Here is a 23,802-nt window from a genome sequence, read left to right as displayed (position 1 = left end):
CAGCTATGGGATTATCACGACGTTGTCTGCTCCAGTCGACAGCGGTCGGATTTGGGCAATTGGCGATGGCTGCGCTGCTCAATCAAGGACAGACTGCAAACGCAGCGGCTCCAGGTTTAGCTCCGCCCCAGCATTTTACGCCGCGAGCCAAACGAGTGATCTTTCTGTTTATGAAAGGTGGCCCGTCAGGGATCGACACGTTCGATTACAAGCCGAAGCTTCAGGAAGACGACGGAAAAGAGCTTCCTTACGATAAACCTCGCGTTCAATTTGCAGCGACGGGAGCTTTGCTTGGTTCTCCCTGGAAGTTCAAACAGTACGGCGAAAGCGGGATTCACGTCAGCGAACTGTTTCCTAACGTCGCCCAGCGAATCGACGATTTGTGTGTTTTGAATTCCGTACACGGAACCAATGCGGCACACGGCGGAGCTTTGCTGAAATTACATACAGGGAGCGATACTTTTGTTCGCCCAAGTATGGGAGCCTGGATTAATTACGGTCTTGGTTCAGAGAACGAAAACCTGCCCGGTTTTTTGACCATTTGCCCAACTTTGGCACATGGAGGAGTCAAGAACTGGGGCTCAGCGTTTCTGCCTGCAGAGTGTCAGGGAGTCCCTCTCGGTGTTGCCAGTAAACCGTCTCTTGAAGCAAACGTGAAGTATATTGAGAACTCAAAGTGGTCGACCGATATACAGCGCTCTCAGATCGATTTGCTCAATCGGATGAATCGTCAGCATTTGGACCGCTCAGGACCTGAGTCGGCACTGGAAGCTCGAATCCAATCGTTTGAGTTGGCATTCAAAATGCAAACGGAGATGCCAACCGCTCAAGATCTTTCCCAGGAATCGGCAGCTACTCAATCGCTTTATGGGCTGGACGATCCTGTCACAGCGGACTTCGGTCGTCAGTGTCTTCTTGCTAGACGTTTTGCCGAACGAGGTGTCCGCTTCATTCAGGTCACTCACAGCGACACAAATGTTCAATGGGATCAACACTCGAACCTGAAAACCGGCCACGATAAAAATGCCCGGGAAGTCGATCTTCCTATTGCCGGCTTGCTCACTGATTTGAAACAGCGTGGTCTGCTTGAAGAGACTCTTGTCCTTTGGGGCGGAGAATTCGGACGGACTCCTGTTGCTCAAGGGAAAAATGGTCGAGACCACAATCCAGAAGGATTCACAATGTGGATGGCTGGTGGTGGTGTGAAAACCGGTATTCGATATGGGGCAACCGATGAGTACGGGTACTATGCTCAAGAAAAGAAAATGCACATTCACGACCTCCACGCCACTTTGCTCGCATTGCTCGGTCTCGAACACGAACGTCTCACCTTCCGTTACGCCGGTCGAGACTTCCGCCTGACCGATGTCGAGGGTGTGGTTCACGACGAAATTTTCGCATGATTTTTTCGCTTGAGGATCTTTCGAATTGGTGTTCAACTTCTTCCTCTTAGTGAACAGCAATTTTATTAGAGATCCGCGTTCTTCACTGGTGCTGAGGGCATGATCATGCCCTCAGCTTTTATGTCGCACGCAAGATCCCCGTAGTCAGGATGGTCGGACGGATCCTTTGCAATGTGTCGAGCGAGAATCTTTTCGTTCTGGATCAAGAACGTTCCCGGCATACGGAAGACGTTACTGTGGACCTTCGAAAATCCGTGGCCTTTCACGATCGCAGAGAGAAAACCTTTCCAGAGAACGTTGAAGTTCATTAGCTGGCCGAAACGAGCCTGGCCGACTTCAAAAGCCCGGTAAAGCACCTGCTCTGGATCGCTGTAGCGGGGAAGGTCTGCAACATTGTACCTCTCGAAGAACTTCTTTCCATGCTCTTCGTCCTCCATGTGTACGAATGCGATTTGCACTCCTTCTGATTTAATTTTCTCACGCTGCATTTGAATCTCGCTGAGTGCTTCGCGGCAGAATGTGCAACCGGAATGTCTTAAGAAGACCACGAGGACAGGTTGTCTGTTCGAGAACTCGGCAAGAGATGTTCCATCTTGAGACCGGAATTTTTGAATCGCTTCGCTGAAAGTGAGACCGGTTTCACCAGTCGCATTCCGAGTTTGTTCAAACTTCAATGCATTCCAGAGAATCAAAGTGAATGGAATCCACCAGATCAGGTCGTTGAAAATATTGACGAGTCCTGCTGAAAGAGGCAGGTTGCCCTGCGAGTAGGCAAAGAGAAATCCAATAGGGCCGAAAATCTTCCCGAGAAGTCCCACGAAAACAATCGGCCAATGTCGAAAAGGATCACCCGCTGCGATCCAGTACCCAATCCCGTAGACCCCGACAATCATTCCGATGCACTGCCAAAGTTCCGGGTAAGTGGGGGGCGCGGGATAGCCACAAACTTTGAGAGATGCAATCGGAAACAGAATCACCCAGAGTCCCCATGTGAGGTTGTAAATTCCAGCGAGCCGTAAGACCGGCTTCATCCAGGGGCTGACGGAGAGTTCTGTTTCAGAGTTGACCATTGAACGTTCTTCAAAGTGTTAGAGCAAAACTAAAATTCGTCTTAACAGTTCTGTCTCGTGGCATCCGCGCATGGACTTGTGAAAACGTACTTCGCGGACAAGAGAAGCATTGGACAAAGTGCTGCAGCCGAATGTTCAAGCTTCTCACTGGTTCTATTATGGAAAGATCGGGGGCATCATGGAAAGACTGGTCGATTTTCGCCATCCTGTAGGGATCTCAATTTGCATCCGGAGCGACCAATGAAACAACTGACACTGATAGCATTCACACTGTTTGGGTTAATCAACCATCCTGATGGATCATTGGCTGAGGATTCTAAGTTTCCAGTCGATGCGAAACGAGTCCTTTTCCTCGGGGACTCGATCACACACGCTGGGCAGTTCATTTCAGAAATTGAAAAAGAATTGCTACTTCAATCAAATGGAAACATCCCAGAATTGATTAATCTGGGACTCTCGAGCGAAACCTGCACCGGGCTTTCTGAGCCGGATCATCCTTTTCCTCGTCCGAATGTTCACGAACGGATTGACCGGGCGCTCGCCAAGATCAAGCCGGATGTTGTCATCGCCTGTTATGGAATGAATGATGGTATTTACTATCCGTTTTCCGAAGAGCGGTTTCACAAATACCAGCATGGAATTCGAGAGATTATTCGAAAGGTGAACGCATCCGGAGCAAAGCTGATCTTGATGACTCCTCCAGCTTTTGATCCGCTTCCGTTGAAAGAAAAAGGGAAGCTCTTGCCTGCTGGAGCAGAGAAGTACGCCTGGCATTCAATTTACGAAGACTACGATTCTGTTCTTAAGAAATACGCAGCTTGGCTGGTCACTCTCGATAATGAAGTCGAGATGGTTATCGACTTGCATACACCGGTCAGCGACTATGTTGCGCGTCAGCGAAAAGAGAATCCAAACTTCACCATGTCCCCTGATGGTGTGCATGTCAACAACGAAGGGCATGCGGTTCTGGCGTCTGCGATTTTGAGTGCCTGGGGGATTCCGGAAAGCGGTATTTCGGATCAGCAACTTGATGAATTGATTGGGAAACGTCAAGCAATTTTACACGCAGCGTGGGTCACGCATGTCGGACATCTCCGTCCCGGTGTGAAGGAAGGTCTCTCGCTTGAGAAAGCGAATGCAGCAGCAAACGAACTCCAACAGCAGATTGACGATCGACTGATTCGCCTGCGGCCTCTGCTGGACCGAACTCAAGGGCAGATTCACCACCTCTTCTATCCTGCTTCGAAAAAGGAAGGCGAACTTTCTTTGGTAGCGGATTTCTACTTGTGGATTCCTCCCGAAACAACGCACGTTCGAGGCATCATCGTTCACCAACATGGTTGCGGAGATGGAGCGTCAAAGGGAGGAGCAACGGCAGCGAACGACTTGCATTGGAGAGAACTCGCCAAGAAGTGGGATTGTGCTTTGTTGGGGACGTCGATTGAAGGGCGTCAAGGTACAAATTGCCGCGACTGGTGCGATGCTCGCAACGGATCAGCGGAACGATTCGTGCAAGCACTGGGTGATTTTGCAAAGTCCACCGGGCATGCTGAAATCGCTGAGGTTCCGTGGTGCTTGTGGGGACATTCCGGTGGCGGATTCTGGGCCAGTATTATGCAGGCTCTGTATCCCGAACGGATTGTTGCGATCTGGTTGCAATCAGGACAGGCTCATTCACGCTGGACGAGCGGTGAGATTCCCTCGCTGGAAGTCCCCGGTGCAGCCTATGGAATTCCGGTTGTGGCCTGTCCAGGATTCAAGGAGAAAGGAGACAAGCGATTCCGAGTTGCGTGGGATGGTTGTCTGGCGATGTTCAAAGCTTATCGTCAGCGAAACGCCCCATTCATCTTCGCACCTGACCCATTGACAGGACACGAGTGCGGCGATTCTCGCTATCTGGCAATTCCATTTTTTGACACATGCCTGAGTCTGCGACTGCCTGATGCAGACTCAAAGAGTCAGGAATTGAAAGCGATCGACATGAGCAAGGGGCTGTTCGCAACCATTGATGGAAAGTCGATCGCTTCAAGTCCAAGTGAGAATCAGAGAGAAGAAACTGTTTGGCTTCCAAGTCCTGAATTCGCCGAGGTCTGGAAAGAATTTATTGAGAAAGGATCGGTGAGTGACAAGATGCCGCCACCTGCTCCGACGAATGTCAGGCTGGTGAAAAGTGAAGCTGGGACCACAAGAATTGCCTGGAACGCAATTGCTGATTTCGAAAGTGGAATTGCAGGCTTCAAAGTGATGCAAGGGGGGCGCGTTGTTGCCAAGAAACCAGAAAGTCCCAAAAAGCGATTTGGTCGCCCCTTGTTCCAAAGCATGTCCTATCACGACACCCCGGAGCAACCGCTTCCAAAAATGCAATTGGAACTGGACTCAGAGAAGTTGTCCGATGAGCCGATCACTGTCGTTACTGTGAATAGTTCTGGGCTGGAATCGAAACCGGTTCGAGTCAAAGAAAGCGGTGTGAAATAAAATCCCGGTTCCTTCGGCCTCGTTCTTTTTCAGCGAGGCCGAAGGGGGTAGGGCAATCACAAATTACGATTTTGCAGCAGCGAGAGCGGCATCGTAATCAGGGTGTTCGGTGATTTCTGAGCAGTATTCGACATGCTTGATCTGATCGTTGCTGTCGATCACGAAGATCGCTCGGGTGAGGCAGCGATCGAGCGGTCCACCGGAGATGAGCACGCCGTAGGATTTCCCGAATTCAACAGTTCGGTGGTCACTCAGGCAACTGACTTTGTCGACACCTTCGGCGCCGCACCAGCGTTTTTGACCAAATGGCAAGTCTGTGCTCACAACAAGAATTTCAACGCCGTCCAAGTTGGCTGCTTCGTCGTTGAATCGCTTGGTTTCAGCGTGACAAACACCAGTGTCTAGCGAGGGAACCGTTGCAATGATACGAGTCTTCCCGGCGGACGAAGCGAGGGTCACTTCTTCCATTGCGTTGCTCTGAAGTTGAAAATCAGGGGCGGCCCCACCAGCCTTAAGTTCGTCTCCAACTAGCGTAACCGCATTTCCTTTGAGTGTGACGTTTGGCATTCTTTTCCTCGATATTATTCTGAAATTGTGTTCGCACTCGCAATGATGCGAACATCTTTTTGAATTGATGAGTCCCTGATTCCGGGCACACGGTAGAACTGGCTACTCTCATCTGGATCAATTTCATGGCAGTAAGTCAACATTCTGAGCGACTTACTTTTGGCGAGTATGATCGAAATCGTTCGAACATGAAAGTGGCCAGACCGAGACTGCGAAAATCCCTCATTTCAGAGATTTTCGGAGCTCTGTCAGTCACGTTCGGAGAGTCTCGATTCAGTTTTGAACTCCCAGCCATTCAAAATCAATCACTCAATATTGTGTCGGTCGTGTACGAAACATTCTCTGAGAGTTTTGCCTGGAGTTCCCGTGAGTCGAGGGCGAAAAGGGGGCTGATTTCAAGAGTCGCGTTATCCTGAATGATCCCGCCTGCTTGTTGCACCCACTCCGTAGCGATCCGTTGCAGTGCTGCTCGTGACGTCGCTGGGGAATCTTTCCCTTCCGCATTTTTGACCGGATTGAACTCTCGATTTCGATCTCCTTCCACGACTAATGCAACTCGTGCATGGGGAAGGGCGTCGAAAATAAACTGTTCGAACTTGTTTCCGTTCGGTGAATCGGGAACGACTTGGCGACCGGAGTTGATCTCAACGTGGGGGACAATCTTGTGTGCGATATGAAATGGAAGTGACAACTCACCACCGATCAGCGACTCAATGAATTCTCGGCGAAAGACATGAATTGCGGTGTTCCCCGCCCAGAAAATGTGGTTTCCAGACTCATCCTTTCGATACGCCTCCTCAGCTGGCAAGTCGCTGTATTCGATGATTTCAGTTTTACCGTTGATGGTGACCAGCACTCCCATTCTCTCCTCAGGAGATTCTTTCGCAACGACTTTTGTAGTCAGGTCCGACTCTTGCTCGATATGTAATCCCAACAGAGACGGGTCACAGACAATCGTGGTTGGATTATCAACCTGATGATAAAAGAGATGTTCAACTCCGCGGGCCTGCATGACTTCGATCATTCCGTGCGCCGCAAGTGCTCGCAGCATTCCCCCATGGCCATCTGGACTCGTCGCGACCTCGCCTTTATCAGCGAGAAAGATTCGGTGGGAATCGTCTTCAATCGCTGGCAGTGAAGCCTGCTGGAAGAAATAGACATTCTCTTTGCCCAGCCCGAAGTAATTCTGACTCTCAAAGAACTTCATCGTAGGGACGTGAGTTGCCTCACTCGTCATGATGAAATATGGGATTGGGACGCCTGCCTGCCGAGAGCGTGCAAGTAGCTGTTCAGATAAAACCTGAAATAATGTGCGGTCGCTGATCGGACCGATTGGATACATCCCTTTTGGTGCATCAAACCCCAATCGTGATCCTTGCCCGCCTGCGACGAGAATCGCACCAACTTTGCCCGATTGAAGAAGCTGCCGTCCAAGCACTTCAGCACGCTGCCGAGTCTCAAGTTCCTCACTCGCTTTGGGAAGACGAACAAGTTGTTCCGGAGAACTTGCCAACTGCGCCTTGTTCTCCTGAGAGTCGTTGTTCTCTTGCCGATCACGTTTTTGAATCAACGTCTGTAAGAGTGGAAAATCAATCGTGCCAACTTGCTCTTGCAACTGACCTTGTTGAGGCTCTGAAAGCTCCTCCCAGAATCGAACAAGATGTTGCTGACGATTTTTTTCGAGTACAGATGAGACCTGCTTGTCCAACTGCATTCGTGAGCTCCTTCCAAATCCATCGCGGCGTATCATGTGGGGGTATTTCGATTCTGGGATGAGAACTCAAATCGTAGTGACTTGCAACACCAGAACCACTCAAAACTCTGGGATGGCAGTTTCGTTCCAAACGGATCGAAGAAATCCTTTTCTGCGAAATCAATTGTTGTGGCCGAAATCAAGTTGATTCCCTTCGTGCATGGCACTGTTGCTGTTCTTACTGGCAATGCTCTGAATCTCAACGCATCGCTGGTCTCTGATGGAAGGCTCGCCTAGAATATGGATTGCCTCCGATTTCATTTTCGCTTGAGTTTCGATGCCCATGCCGATCCCTGCAAATTTCTTAATTGCACTGTTCATTCCTCTTGCCGTGACCAGCTTCATCATGGCGGATGATCCCGTTTCGTTTACTCGGGATATTCGACCAATTCTCTCGGACAACTGCTTCGCGTGCCATGGACCGGATGAGAAAACTCGTGAAGCAGATTTGCGGCTGGATCTTTTTGAAGATGCCATAAAAAGTGGGGCGATCAAGCCAGGAAAAGTGACTGAGAGTGAGATCTGGAACCGGATCAACAGTTCCGATCCAGACATCGTCATGCCTCCCGCAGAGGCACACAAAGAATTGACTGCAGAACAGAAACAACTCATTCGTAAGTGGATTGAATCGGGTGCTGAGTATGAAGAGCATTGGGCGTTTGTCGCTCCAGTTCGACCAACTGTCCCAGCCAATACTGCAAAGTCTACCAAGTCTATTCAAAATCCGATCGATGCGTTTCTACAAAGACGATTGAGCTCTGAAGGGCTGACCGCCTCTCCACTTGCCGATAAGCGGACGTTGATTCGCCGACTCACGCTTGACTTAACCGGACTCCCACCGACTCCAGAGGAGGTGGAAGCTTTCGTAAACGACGAATCTGAAGATGCGTACGAGAAACGAATCGATGAATTGATGAGTCGCGTGACGTATGCCGAGCACATGGCTCGCTATTGGCTCGACCTGGCTCGATACGCGGACACTCATGGTTTGCACCTCGACAACGAACGCTCCATGTGGCCTTACCGTGACTGGGTCGTTCGAGCATTTCAACAAAACATTTCGTTTGACGATTTCACAAGGTGGCAACTTGCGGGAGATCTTCTTGAGAGCCCGACTCGCGATCAACTGATTGCTTCCGGATTTAATCGATGTAATGTCTCAACCAGCGAAGGAGGCAGCATCAAGGAAGAGTGGATTTTCCGTTATGCCGTCGACCGGACAACGACGACCGCGGAAGTTTGGATGGGGCTGACCGCAGGTTGTGCCGTCTGTCACGATCATAAATTTGATCCGATCACCGCAAATGATTACTACTCGATGTACGCCTTTTTCCACAGTGCTGCGGATCCAGCCATGGACGGAAACAAGATCGATACACCACCAATTTTGAAGCTGTATTCTGATGAAGAGAATGAGAAGATTGACCAGCTGAACCAGAAAATCACTAAGGTCGATCAGCAGATCAAGTCGCAGTTGGCTGCGTACAAATATGTTGATCCGGCAACAGTCGATCCTCCTCCTGCTCCGCTTGTCACGGAATCGATCTGGTTTGAAGACCACTTCCCCAGTGGAGCCAAAGTCAAAGCGTCTGGCGACCCGCTCACACTCGTCAGTAAAGCTGAGGGAGAAGTTTTCAGCGGAAAACAGGCATTGAGACGGACAGCAAATGGTCTCGCTCAAGACTTTTACAGCGATGGGGCTGCTGAGCTCATTGTGCCAGCTAATGGGAAAATTTTCGTTCATTGCTACCTCGATCCGGAGAAAACTCCGGAGACCATCATGATCCAGTTCCATACCAACGCCTGGAAACACCGGGCGGTCTGGGGAGCGGAGGAGAAAATTCCATTCGGGAAACCGAAGACGACTGAGAAGGTTTTGATGGGCGATCTCCCCAAATCGGGTGAGTGGGTTCGGCTTGAAGTGGACGCCAGGAAGATGGGGCTGAATGCCGGATCAAAGGTGACTGGTTATGCCTTCACACAATTCGGCGGCACAGTCACTTGGGATCATCTGGGTGTCAGTTCAGTGGTTGATTCCGCAAAAGATCAGATGTGGTCGTTTAAGACGTGGAAGCTCAAGAACGCTGGTAAAAGAAACAACGCACTCCCCGAAGGATTACGTCAACTGGTTCGAGGCAAACAGTCGAAAGACTGGAACGAGGACGAGGAAAAGCGAATTTTTGACTTCTGGTTAGAAAACTTTTACGTCGGCATCAATGATATCATCGGAGAGTTCAAGAGAGAGAAAACGGCACTGAATGCTGAAAAAAAGAAAGTCGAAAAAGAAGTCCCGTTGACGTTCATTATGGCGGACCTCAAAGAACAGCGTGAAAGCTTCGTCATGCTCCGCGGAGCGTACGACAAGCCGGGCGAAAAGGTGACGCGTCGTGTTCCTGAGTTTTTACCACCGTTGCCAGAATTGACCGAGAATCGCGATTACAATCGACTCGATTTTGCCAACTGGCTCGTCGATGGAAATCATCCGTTGACGGCACGCGTGACTGTGAACCGGTTCTGGCAGCAATTCTTTGGAACCGGACTTGTGCGAACAAGTGGTGATTTTGGATCACAGGGAGAACCGCCAAGCCATCCGGAATTGCTCGATTGGCTTGCAGTCGAGTTTGTTGAGCAGGGATGGGATGTGCAAAAACTGGTTAAGTTGATCCTGACCAGCCACGCGTATCGGCAAAGTTCACGCATCACACCAGAACTCCTCGAACGTGATCCAGAGAACCGTCTCCTGGCACGCGGACCACGATTGCGTCTTGATGCCGAAGTTCTACGAGATCAAGCTTTGTTCGTCAGTGGATTACTCGTCGATAAAGTCGGTGGCAAAGCTGTCAAACCGTATCAACCCCCGAACATTTGGGAACCGGTTGGGTTCGGCAGTAGCAACACGCGGTATTACAAACAGGATTCCGGAGAGGCATTGTATCGCCGCAGTCTATACACATTTCTGAAACGGACTGCACCGCCCCCATTCATGTCGACTTTCGATGCACCAAACCGGGAGCAAAGTTGTTCTCGCCGCGAACGGAGCAATACTCCAATGCAGGCGCTACAACTTATGAACGACATTCAACATGTCGAAGCAGCCCGAAATTTTGCTCAGCGAATCCTCAAAGAAGGGGGCGAGACGACGAAAAGTCGAATTCACTGGGCTTGGGAAGTCGCGACGAGTCGAGTCCCCAAACCGCTTGAGTTGAAGATCGCCGAATCGGCATTCGAGCAGCACCTCAAGCGTTACCGCGACAACCCGGAATCCGCAGAGCAATTGATTTCATATGGTGAGAGTCCACCGGATGAATCGTTGCCGCCTGATGAACTGGCTGCCTACACGATGTTGGCGAATTTAATTCTGAATCTTGATGAAGTCGTGACCAAAAATTGAGAGCGACGAAAAGATCACTCAGCCTGAACAATCTTCTTTCGGATGCTCCAAGCGTCCGGCTCATTGAATGCGAACAGAATCATGCAACCTGCACTTGAATACCACCGTCTTGCCAATCGTAGACAGTTCCTGAACTCCGCCGGTCTCGGAATTGGCGGACTGGCGCTTTCGAGTTTACTTCAGAGCAACGTACAAGGTGCGTCTGAGCAACAGCAGGTTCATCCCGCGCTGCCAGGGTTACCACACTTTGCTCCACGTGCTAAACATCTCGTCTACCTGCATACAAACGGTGCCCCATCTCAACTGGATCTGTTTGATTATAAACCTGGTCTTCATAAATACTTTGATCAGGAACTCCCTGATTCGGTCCGCAATGGTCAACGCATTACCACGATGACCAGCGGTCAGGCAAGGTTTCCAGTCGCGCCAAGTCGGTTCAACTTCAAGCCCTGCGGAAAAAGTGGCATGATGATGAGTGAACTGGTTCCGTACATGCAGGAGATTGCGGACGACATCACGATGATCAAGTCTGTCACGACAGAAGCCATCAACCATGACCCGGCGTGCACATTCGTGATGACCGGCAGTGAAATTCCCGGCAAGCCGAGTCTCGGCTCCTGGCTCAGCTATGGCCTAGGCAGTGAAAGTAATGACTTGCCAGCCTTTGTCGTTTTCACTCCAACGTTCCCTGCGGGAAGTCAGGCTCAGGCCCTCTTTACCCGAATGTGGAGTAGCGGATTCCTTTCGAGTAAATACGACGGCGTCGCCTTACGCGGTGCGGGCGATCCGGTTTTGTACATCAAGAATCCTCCGGGAGTAAACAGTTCCGACCGCAGGACCATGCTCGATGCTCTCAACAAGTTGAATGAGCAAACCTTGCAAAGATTTGGAGACCCTGAAACGCAAACACGTATCTCTCAATACGAGATGGCGTTTCGAATGCAATCCAGCGTGCCGGACCTTGTTGATCTCTCTGGGGAAACAAAACAAACATTGGAAATGTATGGACCGAACGTCGAGAAGAAAGGGACCTTTGCCTCGAGTGCGATTCTCGCAAGACGGATGATCGAACGTGGTGTTCGCTGTGTGCAGGTTCTGCATCGTGGTTGGGATCAGCATAATAACTTGCCGAAGCTCATCAAAAATCAATGTATGGATGTCGATCAGCCGACAGCCGCTTTGATCAAAGATTTAAAACAGCGAGGACTTCTGGAAGACACGCTCGTCGTCTTCGGTGGAGAATTCGGACGAACGGTTTACTCTCAAGGGACACTCACAAAAGAAAACTACGGGCGTGATCATCATCCGCGCAACTTCTGCATGTGGATGGCTGGCGGTGGCGTGAAAGCGGGCCTGACTTATGGTGAAACGGACGACTTCAGCTACAACGTTGTCGAAAATCCGGTCCATCTTAATGATCTCAACGCGACGATTCTCCACTGCATGGGGATCGACGATCGCCGCCTGAGCTTTAAATTTCAGGGACTCGATCAGCGACTGACCGGAGTGGAACCTCCGAAAGTCGTTATAGATATCCTCACTTGAGCGAATATCAGAGCGCGAACACCAATCCCAAAAAACGCGATACAGCATTTACAAAGCTTGTCGTGCCCGTGAAGATCACATCCACGAGTTCATAGACTGCTCGCCACGAGGCAGATCCTGCAAACCAATTCGAAAGATGCTCTCGAATTCTTTCGGCTGCTCAGCTTGCAGCGTCGAGAGTTCTTCAGGTTGCGTATGCTTCAGACTGCGAATGCTGAGACGTCGATAGAGGTTTTTCGGTCGAGGATGATGTCGCCCACAAGCTTGGCGGTTCCAGTTGACTGCGCGAGACCGTCTCGAAAGTGGCCGGTGGCAACGAAGAGATTATCGATCTTTTTTGACCACCCCAAGTAGGGGACTCCGCGAAGTGTTGCTGGACGAAAACCGGACCATGTTTTAACGAGTTCGGCGTCTTTCAGAATTGGAACAACCTGTGTGGCGAATTCCAGGAGCCCCTTGACTCCTTCGGTTGTATTGGCTTTTTCAAAACCGACTCGCTCTACCGTCGCGCCAACCAGAACATGCCCGTCATCTCGTGGGACAAGATATTTGGGACCATCTTCAATGATGTGGGTGAATTTCGGCTTGTCGAATTTGAGTAACACAATTTGGCCCCGTACCGGTTCCATCTCCAGATGGACTCCAAGTTGTTCCACAATTTGTGGAGACCAAGCCCCAGCACAGAGAATGAACTTGTCAGCTGTGAAATGTTCGTGGTTTGAAGTTGCTGCGGAGATCTTTCTTTGGCTCAATTCAAACTTGGCAATGTTCTCTCCCTCAACAAGTTGTACATTCAGTTGCTCACATGCTTTCTTGAGTGCAACGATGTGATGCGGGTTTCGAACCTGAGCCATAGTTGGAAGTCGAAAACCGGTATGAAGCATGTCGCTGAGGAGAGGTTCATACTGCTGTAGCTGATTTCCGTTCAGAAGTTCTGCCTGGACATCTTCTTTGCCCCATGCCTCAATTTCATCAGGGATCGTGTTACGATTCTCAATTGAAATTTGCAGTGCGCTGCACTCGCGAAATCCGTTATCGATTCCGGTGAGCGATAAGAGTTCTTCGCTGACTGTTTTCCATCTCGCTCGGCTCAGTTTGGCGAGTTCGCGAAGCGCTGGGGGGCCTGAACATTGAGCAGGAGGCAGCATCCCGGCACCTGCCCAAGATGCCTCCTGGCCAAACTTCTGACGATCAACGACCGTGACAGTGGCTCCTGAGCCAGCCAATTCGTATGCGATGGAAAGTCCAATAACTCCACCGCCAATGACAAGAAAATCTGTTGACTTCACGTTATCGACTTAAACTTGCAGCATAACTTCGAGCGACTTGTTGAGAATTGGCACCATAAACTTGCATGAGGGACTGCTCGACACTTTGCCCCCGCTGAAGTTGCGTAACAAACTGGGCAAATTTCGGAGCGCCTTGCGAATCGATCAGATAGCGAACGAGAGTATACCCAACCGGTCCGACTGTTCCGGGAGAGAAAGTTCCCTCTTCGAATACGTCTTCAGGTCGTTGGATCGTTGGCACAATGGAAGCAGCAGCCTGCTTCATCTCTGCAACACGTTTAGTATCCTTTCGGGCATCAGTCGCCATGATCAGCCCTGTTCCGCTGATCAACCAGCTTGGCAGAACGGAACCATTCTGTTTCAAGAATGCACCGGTCAGGTGCTCTGTTAAATTCTTCTGAGTTGTAAGCTCTGCAGACTCTGCATCACCCAGGTCCTGGAGTACGGCGTATGCATCTTCATGATTCGCGGTCACTTTCGAGTGTCCGTACATTTTGGCATCGGCTCGGCGCTGTTCAATGACTTCATTGAATTCGTCGTAGCTGAACCGATCTTTCAGCACGAAGATGGCAAGTTGACCACGCCAAGGGAGTCCGCTTCCGCCGAAGAGCTTTTGAAGTTCTGTGAGTTTCTCTTCGGCCCAACCGCCAACTTCCTGAAGACGCGCGTTATCAACATTTCCTGCCATGAGGAAATGCTCGGTCTTGTGTGTGTGTTGTGGATCGTTCGGTACTGCACGTTTCAACTGGGATGTTGTCCGCTCCATTCGATGTGCAAGCATTTCCTCATCGGTCTTTTTGCGGAATTCATCTGCTGCCATCTCAGCGGCAGATCGAACATATGTTCGAATGTTGGTTCGAGCGTCAGCTCCGTCGAAGGTGTTCCCTTCTTCGAACCATTTGATCATGTCTTCATAGTTTTTACGTGTAATACGTGCCTGGCCTTGCGGCATACGAGGAAGTTCAAGTCCACCAACGAGACGGAAGAAGCGGCTGTTCTCTTTGTCTCCCGGAAGAATCACGAGTCCTGTGTCTCCACCTTTCATTAAGTCATAGAATGTTTCTACCGACAATCCACCCGATTTGTTTCTCGAGTTATGACATCCCAGGCAGAGGTTCGTCATCCAGGGCGCCATGTCACGCGTGAATGAAACGGTTTCAGTACCTTTGGGTTTGGGGATCTCAATCGACATCGTCTTCTTCTCATATTCATAGATGAGATCGGACAGCGCTGTATTTGGGTTCGCCCGCTGAACATCCGCGCCCTGATTGATCCATTTGCCGACCGTCTCAATTTGTTCCTCAGAGAGTGGTTCGCCACGTTGCGGCATCCGTCCTTTCCCTGCAGGAGCCATCAATCGTGCGATCAGCAAACTCCGCCCGGCATTTCCGGGTGACAGGAGAGGACCACTCTGGCCACCACGCCGCCAACCGGTGAGAGTGTCCAGGCGAAGCCCCGCACGCGGATTCGTGGCTCCGTGACAGCCCAGGCATTTACTATCAATCAAAGGTGCGACGTCTTCCAGAAAATGAACTTTTCCAGAGTCAGCAGGTGTTTCACCCTTTGCTTTTGCGAGGAGCATTTCGTATCGCTCCATGCTTGAGTTCAAAGACTTGAGGATCCGGTCATCCTTCTCGATTTCGGCAGCTTTGACAATTTCGTCAATCTTGACTTCAGCTTCCTCGATAATCTTTTCCGCTTCCTCAACCCGTTTGGCCCGGATGAGCCCCCCTACTCGAGAAACCGTTTTCTTTAAAGCTGCCAGCTCACGGCGATGTTCGGGAGTCAATTCGGCTCGGACGGGAGATGATATGCTGCCAAGTAGAATGATCGCTACGAGAATGATCGGGATCCAGAAGCGTTGCATCGGGAAACCTTTATTTTGAGAAGTTGAAGGATGTTGGGGTGGGTGATGCCCTTGACTCAAACAACGTCTGGGAGCAACTTGTTCGCCGCAACCTGTCGATTTCCTGCCAGATTCATCAGATTGGAGTGGCAGAAACATCTTAAATGAGTCAAAAACAGTATAACAAAACAGAGTCGATGCGAAAGATACAACATTCAGAATTGATGAGAGAATCGATGTCGCCTTTCTTGTTCGATCTCCTCTCTCACGAAGATGTTATGGCATTTTGAAACGGGTGAACTCTGCCTTCACCGCCTGAGCCCCGGATCTATGGTTCCTCACACTCGAAAATTATTGCGAAGCAAACAGGTATCGAAACCCCCACATGCTCACCTCGTTGGAGCAACCGGTGCTGGTATGAAGGGACTCGCTGAAGTGCTGCTGGATGATGGCTGGAATCTCACAGGCTCAGATCAAAATCCTGACCCAGAGCGTCTGCGTCTCTTGAGGAATCGAGGGATTGCTCTTTCGTCGAGACATTGCACCGAAGCTGTTTCTAACGACTTGGATTTAATCATTTACAGCGCCGCAATTCCTGCGTCGAACATTGAACGTCAACAAGCAGAAGCATTAGACATCCCGCAACTTTCCTACAGCGAAGCGGTTGCGCGACTGGCAAACGAGCAGCAACTCGTGGCGATCGCAGGAACTCACGGAAAAAGTTCTACAACGGCATTGGTCGCCTCGCTTTTCGAACGGACTGGGACCGATGTGACATTTTTTTGTGGTGCTCAACGCTGTCAGGATCAGCGGAATGGGAAGCTGGGCAATTCAGAGGTCGTGGTTGTTGAAGCGTGTGAATATCAACGCCATTTCTTGAACTTCCAACCGACAGTCATCACTCTGCTCGGGATCGAAGCGGATCATTTTGATTGTTTCCCATCACTTGATGATGCGGTCGCAGCTTATGCTGAATTTGTTCAATCACTCCCTGAGAGTGGGACTCTCGTATATCGCAGAGACTGCGAGATTTCACGCGAGCTGGCACAAACGGTGAGATGTCGAAGCGTCTCGTTTTCGATCACGTCCAGGGAGGCCGATTGGTTTGCAGAAGCTGACGATGGCACTGTTCAACTCTTCAAAGCCGGGGCTCTCCAACAGACATTTCCATCTCAGTTATCTGGAAAGCATTCACTTCTCAATCTGCTCGCTGCTTCGACTACTGCTGCCCAGTTTAATATTGATTTGACGAGTGCAGGTGCTCAAGCGTTCTTCGCATCTCCGGCCCGCTTGAAACAACGCTTCGAGATTCTGGCCTCCACGGACTCCCGTATCTTTGTCGATGACTATGCACACCATCCGACGGAAATTGAGGCAACTCTCCAAGCCGCACGTGAGCACTCTCCTCGATCGCGGATTGTTTGTATCTTTCAGCCTCATCAACTTTCGAGGACTCAAAAGTTGCATGCCGAGTTCGTTGAATCACTCGCTTTAGCAGACGCTGTCTATTTGTTACCTGTCTTCAGAGCCCGAGAACCTGAAAGCGTTCACTTCTCCGAAGAGAGTCAAAAAATCGTTAAAAAACTGATCAGCCGACAAATTCCGGCGACATTCATTCCCTCGCTTGACCAAGTTTGGTCAACTATAGAGACTGATTCGCAACGAAATGATGTTGTCCTGACTTTAGGAGCGGGAGATTTAACCCGCATTCACAATGAGCGCACTCGATAAATTTTCTGACATTACAAAAATTGATGAACCATTGGCTCCATATACCTGGTTAAGGGTAGGAGGACCGGCTCAATTATTCGTAGAACCGAGGAACACCGAGGAACTGGTGGAGGTCGTTAAAGCGGTCTCGGCGGAAGAACTTCCGATCCGAATCCTCGGCGGAGGCTCGAATATCCTCGTGAGCGACAACGGTTTTTCCGGCGTGGTGATCAAGCTTTCCGGAGACGAATTCTCTGAGATTACTGTTGATGGAAACACCGTCAGTGCCGGTGGCGCAGCGATGCTTTCGAACACAATTTCCTCTGCTGTCGGAGCCGGATTGGCAGGATTAGAAAATCTGATAGGCATTCCGGGAACTATCGGAGGAGCCGTGAAAGGGAACTCAGGCGGGAGGCATGGGGATATTGGACAGTTTGTGAAGTCCGTCGATGTTCTTACTGCATCTGGCGAGCGTTTCACTCGCTCCGGAGACGAGCTCAGCTTTGATTACCGGACCAGCAGTATCAACGAACTTGTCGTTTTGAGTGCAGTTCTTGAATTGACGCCCGATGATCCTGATGAAATCTCGAAAAGAATGCGACAAATCTGGATCGTAAAAAAGGCCGCGCAGCCGTTTTCCTTCCAGTCTGCTGGCTGCATTTTCAAGAATCCACGTGGACTCAGCGCGGGGGCTCTCATCGAACAAGCAGGTTTGAAGAATACGAAAATCGGAACTGCCGAAGTCAGCGATCGCCACGCAAATTTCATCGTCACGCACGAAAATGCGAAAGCAGAGGATGTCATCAACCTGATTGATGTCATTCAATCCAGAGTCCATGAAGTTCACGGCGTGGACCTGGAAACCGAAATTCAAATTTGGTGATCGTTCCGGGCTTTAGAGCATTTTCAGCGCTCGTAGTATCCGTGGTGATCAGCTCCATGGCTTCATAGACTGCTGCTCACTAGAGTAAATCTAATATCCGTCTTAACAGTACTGTCTCGTGGTATCAGCGTATGGACTTGTGAAAACGTACTTCGCGGACAAGAGAAGCATTGGAAATGCTCTAAGAGACCATTCATACTCTTAAACAGGACGACCTTCCTATGATATTTCTTCGCGTGACGACTCTGCTTGCAATGCTAGGGCTCGCAACATCTTCCGGGATCGCTGCAGACATGAAAGCCCTGATTATTGATGGGCAGAATAATCATGCCGCTTGGCCGAAAACGACGGTGATGATGAAGCAATACCTGGAAGAAACCGGACTCTTCGATGTTGACATCGCCCGGTCAAAGTTCACTTGGAAAGGCGAGGATCTGCTCAAGAAATATCCTTTGGAAGGAGTGGAAACCGTTGCCGTAAAACAGCCGCAAACGGACCCTGATTTCAAGCCGGATTTCAGCAAGTACGACGTCGTCATTTCCAACTTTGGTTACGGTGCTGCTCCGTGGCCGAAAGAGACCCAACAAGCGTTCGTTGATTTCGTCCGTAATGGCGGGGGGCTTGTTATCGTGCATGCCGCAAACAATTCTTTCGGTGACTGGCAAGAATACAACCAGATGATCGGCATCGGTGGTTGGGGCAACCGCGATGAGAAAACCGGTCCGTACATCTATCTTGATGAGAACGGCAAGAAGGTGATCGACAAGTCCCCGGGGAAAGGGGGACACCACGGATCACAGCACGAATTCTCCGTTGTCGTTCGTGACCCTTCGCATCCAATCACGGAAGGCATGCCCGCAGAGTGGATGCATGCGAAAGACGAGCTGTACGACATGCTGCGTGGTCCCGGACAGAACATGCAAATTCTGGCAACGGCGTTTGCCAGCCCGGAATATGGTGGATCAGGACGTCACGAGCCTATGCTGATGACAATTGAGTTCGGCAAAGGGAAAATTTTCCATACTCCTCTGGGACACGCCGATTACTCTCAGGAGTGTGTCGGTTTCAAAGTGTCACTGCAGCGTGGAACAGAATGGGCTGCATCCGGAAAAGTGACTCAGAAAATTCCAACGAACTTTCCAACAGCAGAAAACGTTTCCAGCGAAACATTCAAGAAATAGAGCATCTTTCGGATAGGTGTGCAGTGTCGATTTAGCCCCCGGTGGGGCACCACTGTGGGAGATCAACGACCAGCCAAGGTGCAGCGGTTTTACTGCAAATCAAATCGGAAGATGCTTTAGTCGATCTGCTGTACAAGCGAAATCGCAGCGGCATTTAGAATTTGCAGATTGACCAGCGTTCTTATCTATCGACAAAAGGCCGAACGCGGCGGATCACAATTGTGCGTTCCGTGATACGTCGTGGGCCATACTGTTTGCTTCTTGTGCTTCGTCCCGTCCTCTCAACGAATTGCTTCCCGAGAGTGTCGTGACAAAAAAAACTCGCCGGCAGGTAGGACAAGACCTGACGACGAGTAAGATAACTACAGCCCGCGTGAAGATGTTGCTCTCCGCACTGACGTCAGTGTGAAGCTCAACAATAAAATTATGGACGAGAATTTGACAATCGTAAACTAGGACACGCTCAATTTCGTTCAAACTCAGAAATTCGCCGTGACTGAAGTCGGTCTGCGTCAGCATGTTCATTTTTTGCAACAGGGTTTGCTGGAAAATCGCTTCGAAAGACTCAGTCGTTAGGGGGCATGATGAACTGGACAAATGTGAAGTTTGCACCAGATGATGCTGGAAATCATTTGTTCAATCCCGGGTAAATCAACGAATCATTTCGATAGAGCAGGCGCGGAGCTCTCAAAAGATTGCTCTTCCACCGAAATACTGACTGACAGGCCAACAAAATGTTTGTTTGGTGCGAAAGTCATTTTGGCCACAATACTTCCACAAGGAAACGGACCGTTTCGTCAGGACACCATGTCGCCAGGGGCGCAAATTTATCCACCCGTATCATGCCTGTTCTGTCGCGATTTGATGATTTGACCAAATCGATCTCTTCGGAGAGGGCGGGGTGCTATTGCGCGTCATGAAACTCATTGGACGAGGGGGGGGCAGATTCTGTCACGAACTGAAGCTCCCTCAGCCGACTTGAAGCAATTGATGCGGCGCGAAGACATTTCAACACCAATGAGATTTTATGTCACACAGCAAGCAAAGGGGCTCTCTCAGCGACTCAGAAGCGTTCGGGGTGACACTTTGGGTGACACGCAAGAACCAGAGTCTCAGGAAGCCGCATAAAAGAAATGCCCCCGCAAGGACTCGAACCTTGAACCTACTGATTAAGAGTCAGTTGCTCTACCAATTGAGCTACAGGGGCTGAACGCTGTTTTGTGCGAGTTTTTGATCTTACAGGGATGCTGTGGGCGATTTAGACAATCGTGACGACAGCCCGATAGGAAAAATTGAACATCGAATCTCAAAACCAACGCAACAACCTTCACCAGATCTCTCACTCATTGCACACAAAAATGGGGCAATTGGCAAAAAAACGTGGAATGGTTCATTTCCTTGGTGTTTGGGAAAAGGCAGACCAGGCACTCGGAAATTATTGCGATGTTTGGAGTGATTTACAAGCTGGGCGCCTACTACGAAAACCTGAAAAAGTTGGGGGGCGTGGCCTTGAAAATCATTTTCTCACGTGTACTCATGAGCGTGTGCCCCATTTTCTGATCCAGATAATATGAGAGTCTAACGGACCGATGATGCTCGTAGGAGATTCTGATAACAAAGCGACGACGACGTAGCCCTGAGCAGATTTTGCAGCTGTAGCAGGCAGGTGAAGCTGGAGGTCAAGGAATCGATCTGGATGCGTTGGAGTAAGCATTACGGAGGCGTCTCAGTCATCAAGGGCTGGCGAGTGATGGCCATTGAGCGACGCCCACATCGTTCGCTGAGCGGACACGTCCCCGCAGAGTTTTCCACGCAATGTGCTGCCGCTTGACCGATCTGACCCGACTCGAATTCTCTTAACCCCGGATCAAACTTTGGGGGGGCATACCAACTCCGCTTGAAAAGAAAGCTCATGGTGAGTTCATCTTGTCGCTCAAGCGACCCAACCGACAAGTCGGGTTGGGCCACCCAGCGGGTTTCACTGGAAACCCCGCGCGTCTGCGGGTAGCATGACTACGCCCAACAGGAGACAAAGAACGTGGGGGAATCCCCTCCCGTTCTTTTCGTCGCTTGCTCTCGTGCAGTGTGGCACGAGTCCCCTGTGAGGAAATCTTCTTCCGCACTTTTTGCTGTCAAACACATATCCGTTGGCATGGCGATTGATCATTTTTCCGTCGAGCGGATGCGCTAAGGACTTCTATTATGCAACGCGATTTCCATAAGGTTGAGACGCTCGCCGAGAAGGTCGCAGAATTTTACCTTGGCAAGGAGTTAGATCTCCTTCAATGGTTTGAACTCCGGCACCGCCTTCCTACTCGCTGGGAGCTTATCTCGGAGTGGAGCCGTCACACAGAGGAATTGGGGAAACAGTTCATCGTTTCCCCATACACAATTGAGGAGTACTCCCAGCCTGACTGGGGCATCTTCCAAACAGACCGTTTTCACCCTGAGCCGACGCACGTGATTCTGATGTCGGTGAGAAGCACTGAAAGCGAGGGCGCTCAGGAACTCTACTTCGCTTGTGCTCCGGACGCTTGTGGCGAGTTCAAGCTTTGCGATTACGTTTCAAGAACTCCGCCAATCGAGGAATTCAAACCTGCTCCAGACGTGATTGCTTTCGCAGATGTGTATGGTGAGTTGCGCCCCATCGTCGAGAAGGCAGTTGAGACGATTGCGAGGAGCCTTGGTAATGATCAAATCGGTTTCCTCCAGTTTCATTATGCAGACACGCTGTTTTATCCCGAGGTGTCTGTCGACTTGTATCCGCATGTCGAGGCATTCACGGAGAAGTCTTGGAGACAGTCCATCCATCGCGGTGGGCAATACCTGGCGTCGGAAGCCATTTCCCGAATGTATTGTGCCATGATCGAGGGGACGCCCCGATTGATCGCTTACGAGGGCGAGGCGATTGACCTACAGCAGGACCGCTTTGAGTATGATTTTCCCAACTGGGCTGGTTTCGAGATGTTTCACGCCCACCTGAGGAAGTGCCTTATGTGTGTGCTGAGCCACGTATTGTTCGAGGCACAAGCGAAGGGAAGCATACGTTGGCGTGGCTCGTTTAACGGAAATGACCACAGGCATGTCGTCTTGGCGTGCTACTCAGATCTCGAAGACCAGAAGGCTCCCTTGACGAGGATAACCGACGTGAACGGAATTACATTCCACGAATTCGCCGGTACGATACGCATGCTGAACAATTCATTGCACCCCTATCGCCTGCAGTCGATGAAGGATCGGTGGCAGGAGAATATCGCCCTCGCCGAATCTGCAGTACCCAAAGCTCAACCAGATGGAGGCAGCGAAAACGAGGTCATTGGGCACTGGTCTGCGGTGATCGGCAAGGCGCATCCCTCTGCGGACGCCAAAGTGCTCATCGAGGACTTCGTCCACAACTACCGGGAGGTGCGAATTCCAGGTGCGAGAGATTCACTAATGCTTGAATGGGGTTCGATTCGACCGCTACTTCTGGATGGCTTCACGGATCTTCGCCAACATGGACGACCGATGTGGGGAAACTCCGAGCAGCGGTGGATTGGCGTGACACGGCAGATTGACTCCGGTCGGGAGGACGATAACACAGCCCTATGCGCATTCTTCTATTTCGGTACAGCAACTGGCGACGAGCAATCCGGGACCATCGAATTTGTGGGAGTTGACACGATCGATCGGGAATTGCAGCGGTTTTACAAGGCGCCTTTCGTAGCGGACCTGTTGTCAAAGCAAGCGGAGCGTATCTCAGTATTCGCTTCAGAAGTTGGATAAAAAATCAATTCGTGCCTGCTTCTCGGCGTTGAGTGGCACGCCCAGCACGTAATGTAGTGGAGTAATGGGCGTGGCGAATGCCGAGTTGACGTGGAATGATTCAGCAATATATGAGCCAAGAAGAGAGTCAAGTCGTTCAACCACAGGCAAGACATACTTCAGCAAATGGCGACCGATGTCATCACCACTAATACCTACGATTCCACCAATCGAATGGTGACGGCTGAAGACTTCAATGGCATCATCACCTGCACCTATGATGTCAGTGGAATGATGAGCGTTCCTGAAGCGATATGGCTTTCTTGAGAGATCGTTTCATCGTCGAATTGATCAACAATTCTGAAAAATCGTGTAACCTTATGGGTGCATGCGGTAAATGCTCTCGTAGGGAACCGATTATGGAACAGACAGACAACTCTGAAATCTTTGTTCGACACCTGACTGAACACCAAAACCGCATCTATGGGTACGTCTTTTCTCTAGTGGGCGATCACAGTCGAGCGGCGGATGTAGTGCAAGAGACAAATTTGGTGCTGTGGCGGAAGATTGGTGAATTCAAGCAGGACCGGGAGTTTCTACCATGGGCGTTTGCGATTGCTCGGATTCAAGTGTTGGCTCATCTGCGGGATCGTAAGCGAGACCGACTTTTACTGGATGCCGAGTTGGCTGAGGCGATGAGTGTTGAGGCAGAGAAGCAGGCGGAGAAGATCGATATCATTCGAGAAGCACTGCGGCCTTGTTTGCAAGTTCTGACTCCCACAAATCGTGAGTTGATCGAGCGTCGTTACTTCCGTTCGATGTCCATTGACGATGTTGCGGAATCGGTGGATCGCACAACCGGAGCTGTCAAAGTGGCTCTTTTACGAATTCGTCGGCAACTCGCCGATTGTGTTCAGCAACGTACAACGGCAGGGGGCTGATCAG

Annotated in this window: 16 protein-coding genes and 1 tRNA gene; 11 read left to right on the top strand and 6 right to left on the bottom strand. The window is 50.5% G+C overall.

Annotated features, from left to right (window positions below):
* Positions 1-5 precede the first annotated feature (5 nt).
* Positions 6-1,403, top strand: a complete 1,398-nt coding sequence (locus Mal48_RS11045) for a DUF1501 domain-containing protein (RefSeq protein WP_145206041.1) — start codon at positions 6-8, stop codon at positions 1,401-1,403.
* Between the two features lie 65 nt (positions 1,404-1,468).
* Here Mal48_RS11045 and Mal48_RS23260 read toward each other — a convergent pair whose 3' ends face one another.
* Positions 1,469-2,473 carry a SelL-related redox protein gene (locus Mal48_RS23260; protein ID WP_197442259.1) on the bottom strand — a complete coding sequence of 335 codons (1,005 nt, stop codon included), beginning with the start codon at positions 2,471-2,473 and terminating at the stop codon, positions 1,469-1,471.
* 240 nt (positions 2,474-2,713) lie between these two features.
* Here Mal48_RS23260 and Mal48_RS11035 point away from each other — a divergent pair, with 240 nt between their 5' ends.
* A complete protein-coding gene (locus tag Mal48_RS11035; RefSeq protein WP_145198982.1) occupies positions 2,714-4,948 on the top strand; it encodes an SGNH/GDSL hydrolase family protein in 2,235 nt (744 codons plus the stop codon).
* Between the two features lie 63 nt (positions 4,949-5,011).
* Here Mal48_RS11035 and tpx read toward each other — a convergent pair whose 3' ends face one another.
* Positions 5,012-5,515, bottom strand: coding sequence for a thiol peroxidase (gene tpx / locus Mal48_RS11030; protein WP_145198979.1), 504 nt, complete (start codon positions 5,513-5,515; stop codon positions 5,012-5,014).
* A gap of 301 nt (positions 5,516-5,816) precedes the next feature.
* Positions 5,817-7,229 carry a UTP--glucose-1-phosphate uridylyltransferase gene (locus tag Mal48_RS11025; protein WP_197442258.1) on the bottom strand — a complete coding sequence of 471 codons (1,413 nt, stop codon included), beginning with the start codon at positions 7,227-7,229 and terminating at the stop codon, positions 5,817-5,819.
* 316 nt (positions 7,230-7,545) lie between these two features.
* On the opposite strand from Mal48_RS11025, the gene Mal48_RS11020 reads away from it, so the two are divergent.
* Positions 7,546-10,659 (top strand): PSD1 and planctomycete cytochrome C domain-containing protein, encoded by a 3,114-nt coding sequence (locus tag Mal48_RS11020; RefSeq protein ID WP_197442257.1) that lies wholly within the window; start codon positions 7,546-7,548, stop codon positions 10,657-10,659.
* 81 nt (positions 10,660-10,740) lie between these two features.
* On the top strand, positions 10,741-12,204 hold the full coding sequence (locus Mal48_RS11015; RefSeq protein ID WP_145198972.1) for a DUF1501 domain-containing protein: 1,464 nt from the start codon (positions 10,741-10,743) through the stop codon (positions 12,202-12,204).
* Between the two features lie 200 nt (positions 12,205-12,404).
* Here Mal48_RS11015 and thiO read toward each other — a convergent pair whose 3' ends face one another.
* Entirely contained in the window at positions 12,405-13,493 is a 1,089-nt protein-coding gene (gene thiO / locus Mal48_RS11010; RefSeq protein WP_145198967.1) for a glycine oxidase ThiO, read from the bottom strand.
* A 1-nt stretch (position 13,494) separates the two neighbouring features.
* Positions 13,495-15,360, bottom strand: a complete 1,866-nt coding sequence (locus Mal48_RS11005) for a c-type cytochrome domain-containing protein (RefSeq protein ID WP_197442256.1) — start codon at positions 15,358-15,360, stop codon at positions 13,495-13,497.
* Positions 15,361-15,669: 309 nt separating this feature from the next.
* Here Mal48_RS11005 and murC point away from each other — a divergent pair, with 309 nt between their 5' ends.
* The 3 genes from murC to Mal48_RS10990 all read left to right on the top strand — a co-directional run bounded on the left by murC (position 15,670) and on the right by Mal48_RS10990 (position 19,113).
* Positions 15,670-17,070 carry a UDP-N-acetylmuramate--L-alanine ligase gene (murC, locus tag Mal48_RS11000; RefSeq protein WP_197442255.1) on the top strand — a complete coding sequence of 467 codons (1,401 nt, stop codon included), beginning with the start codon at positions 15,670-15,672 and terminating at the stop codon, positions 17,068-17,070.
* Positions 17,054-17,932 (top strand): UDP-N-acetylmuramate dehydrogenase, encoded by an 879-nt coding sequence (gene murB, locus Mal48_RS10995; RefSeq protein WP_145198958.1) that lies wholly within the window; start codon positions 17,054-17,056, stop codon positions 17,930-17,932. Before murC ends, murB begins: the two co-directional genes overlap by 17 nt.
* A 221-nt stretch (positions 17,933-18,153) precedes the next feature.
* Positions 18,154-19,113 (top strand): ThuA domain-containing protein, encoded by a 960-nt coding sequence (locus Mal48_RS10990; RefSeq protein ID WP_145198955.1) that lies wholly within the window; start codon positions 18,154-18,156, stop codon positions 19,111-19,113.
* Between the two features lie 1,134 nt (positions 19,114-20,247).
* On the opposite strand, the gene Mal48_RS10985 is transcribed toward Mal48_RS10990, so the two are convergent.
* A tRNA-Lys gene (locus tag Mal48_RS10985) sits at positions 20,248-20,320 on the bottom strand.
* 489 nt (positions 20,321-20,809) lie between these two features.
* Between Mal48_RS10985 and Mal48_RS23740 the strand changes: the two genes are divergently transcribed.
* From Mal48_RS23740 to Mal48_RS10975, 4 genes are all read left to right on the top strand, one after another.
* Positions 20,810-20,944: a hypothetical protein gene (locus Mal48_RS23740; protein WP_261341969.1), complete on the top strand. Its 135-nt coding sequence runs from the start codon at positions 20,810-20,812 to the stop codon at positions 20,942-20,944.
* A 371-nt stretch (positions 20,945-21,315) separates the two neighbouring features.
* Positions 21,316-22,878, top strand: coding sequence for a hypothetical protein (locus tag Mal48_RS10980; protein ID WP_145198952.1), 1,563 nt, complete (start codon positions 21,316-21,318; stop codon positions 22,876-22,878).
* 165 nt (positions 22,879-23,043) lie between these two features.
* On the top strand, positions 23,044-23,184 hold the full coding sequence (locus tag Mal48_RS23255; protein ID WP_197442254.1) for a hypothetical protein: 141 nt from the start codon (positions 23,044-23,046) through the stop codon (positions 23,182-23,184).
* A gap of 92 nt (positions 23,185-23,276) precedes the next feature.
* Complete coding sequence (locus Mal48_RS10975; protein WP_145198949.1) at positions 23,277-23,798, top strand: sigma-70 family RNA polymerase sigma factor; 522 nt, start codon at positions 23,277-23,279, stop codon at positions 23,796-23,798.
* The last annotated feature ends 4 nt before the right edge of the window (positions 23,799-23,802 follow it).

This window comes from Thalassoglobus polymorphus (genome assembly GCF_007744255.1).
Taxonomy (GTDB): Bacteria; Planctomycetota; Planctomycetia; order Planctomycetales; family Planctomycetaceae; genus Thalassoglobus; species Thalassoglobus polymorphus.
This window is presented reverse-complemented; position numbering and strand designations above follow the sequence as displayed.

Coding starts and splice junctions, on each gene's coding strand:
- Mal48_RS11005 (WP_197442256.1), bottom strand. CDS start 15,360: ATGCAACGCTTCTGGATCCCGATCATTCTCGTAGCGATCATTCTACTT.
- Mal48_RS11035 (WP_145198982.1), top strand. CDS start 2,714: ATGAAACAACTGACACTGATAGCATTCACACTGTTTGGGTTAATCAAC.
- Mal48_RS23740 (WP_261341969.1), top strand. CDS start 20,810: ATGCGTTGGAGTAAGCATTACGGAGGCGTCTCAGTCATCAAGGGCTGG.
- Mal48_RS10975 (WP_145198949.1), top strand. CDS start 23,277: ATGGAACAGACAGACAACTCTGAAATCTTTGTTCGACACCTGACTGAA.
- Mal48_RS11020 (WP_197442257.1), top strand. CDS start 7,546: ATGCCCATGCCGATCCCTGCAAATTTCTTAATTGCACTGTTCATTCCT.
- tpx (WP_145198979.1), bottom strand. CDS start 5,515: ATGCCAAACGTCACACTCAAAGGAAATGCGGTTACGCTAGTTGGAGAC.
- Mal48_RS10980 (WP_145198952.1), top strand. CDS start 21,316: ATGCAACGCGATTTCCATAAGGTTGAGACGCTCGCCGAGAAGGTCGCA.
- Mal48_RS10990 (WP_145198955.1), top strand. CDS start 18,154: ATGATATTTCTTCGCGTGACGACTCTGCTTGCAATGCTAGGGCTCGCA.
- Mal48_RS11015 (WP_145198972.1), top strand. CDS start 10,741: ATGCAACCTGCACTTGAATACCACCGTCTTGCCAATCGTAGACAGTTC.
- murB (WP_145198958.1), top strand. CDS start 17,054: ATGAGCGCACTCGATAAATTTTCTGACATTACAAAAATTGATGAACCA.
- Mal48_RS23255 (WP_197442254.1), top strand. CDS start 23,044: ATGGCGACCGATGTCATCACCACTAATACCTACGATTCCACCAATCGA.
- Mal48_RS23260 (WP_197442259.1), bottom strand. CDS start 2,473: ATGGTCAACTCTGAAACAGAACTCTCCGTCAGCCCCTGGATGAAGCCG.
- Mal48_RS11025 (WP_197442258.1), bottom strand. CDS start 7,229: ATGCAGTTGGACAAGCAGGTCTCATCTGTACTCGAAAAAAATCGTCAG.
- murC (WP_197442255.1), top strand. CDS start 15,670: ATGGTTCCTCACACTCGAAAATTATTGCGAAGCAAACAGGTATCGAAA.
- Mal48_RS11045 (WP_145206041.1), top strand. CDS start 6: ATGGGATTATCACGACGTTGTCTGCTCCAGTCGACAGCGGTCGGATTT.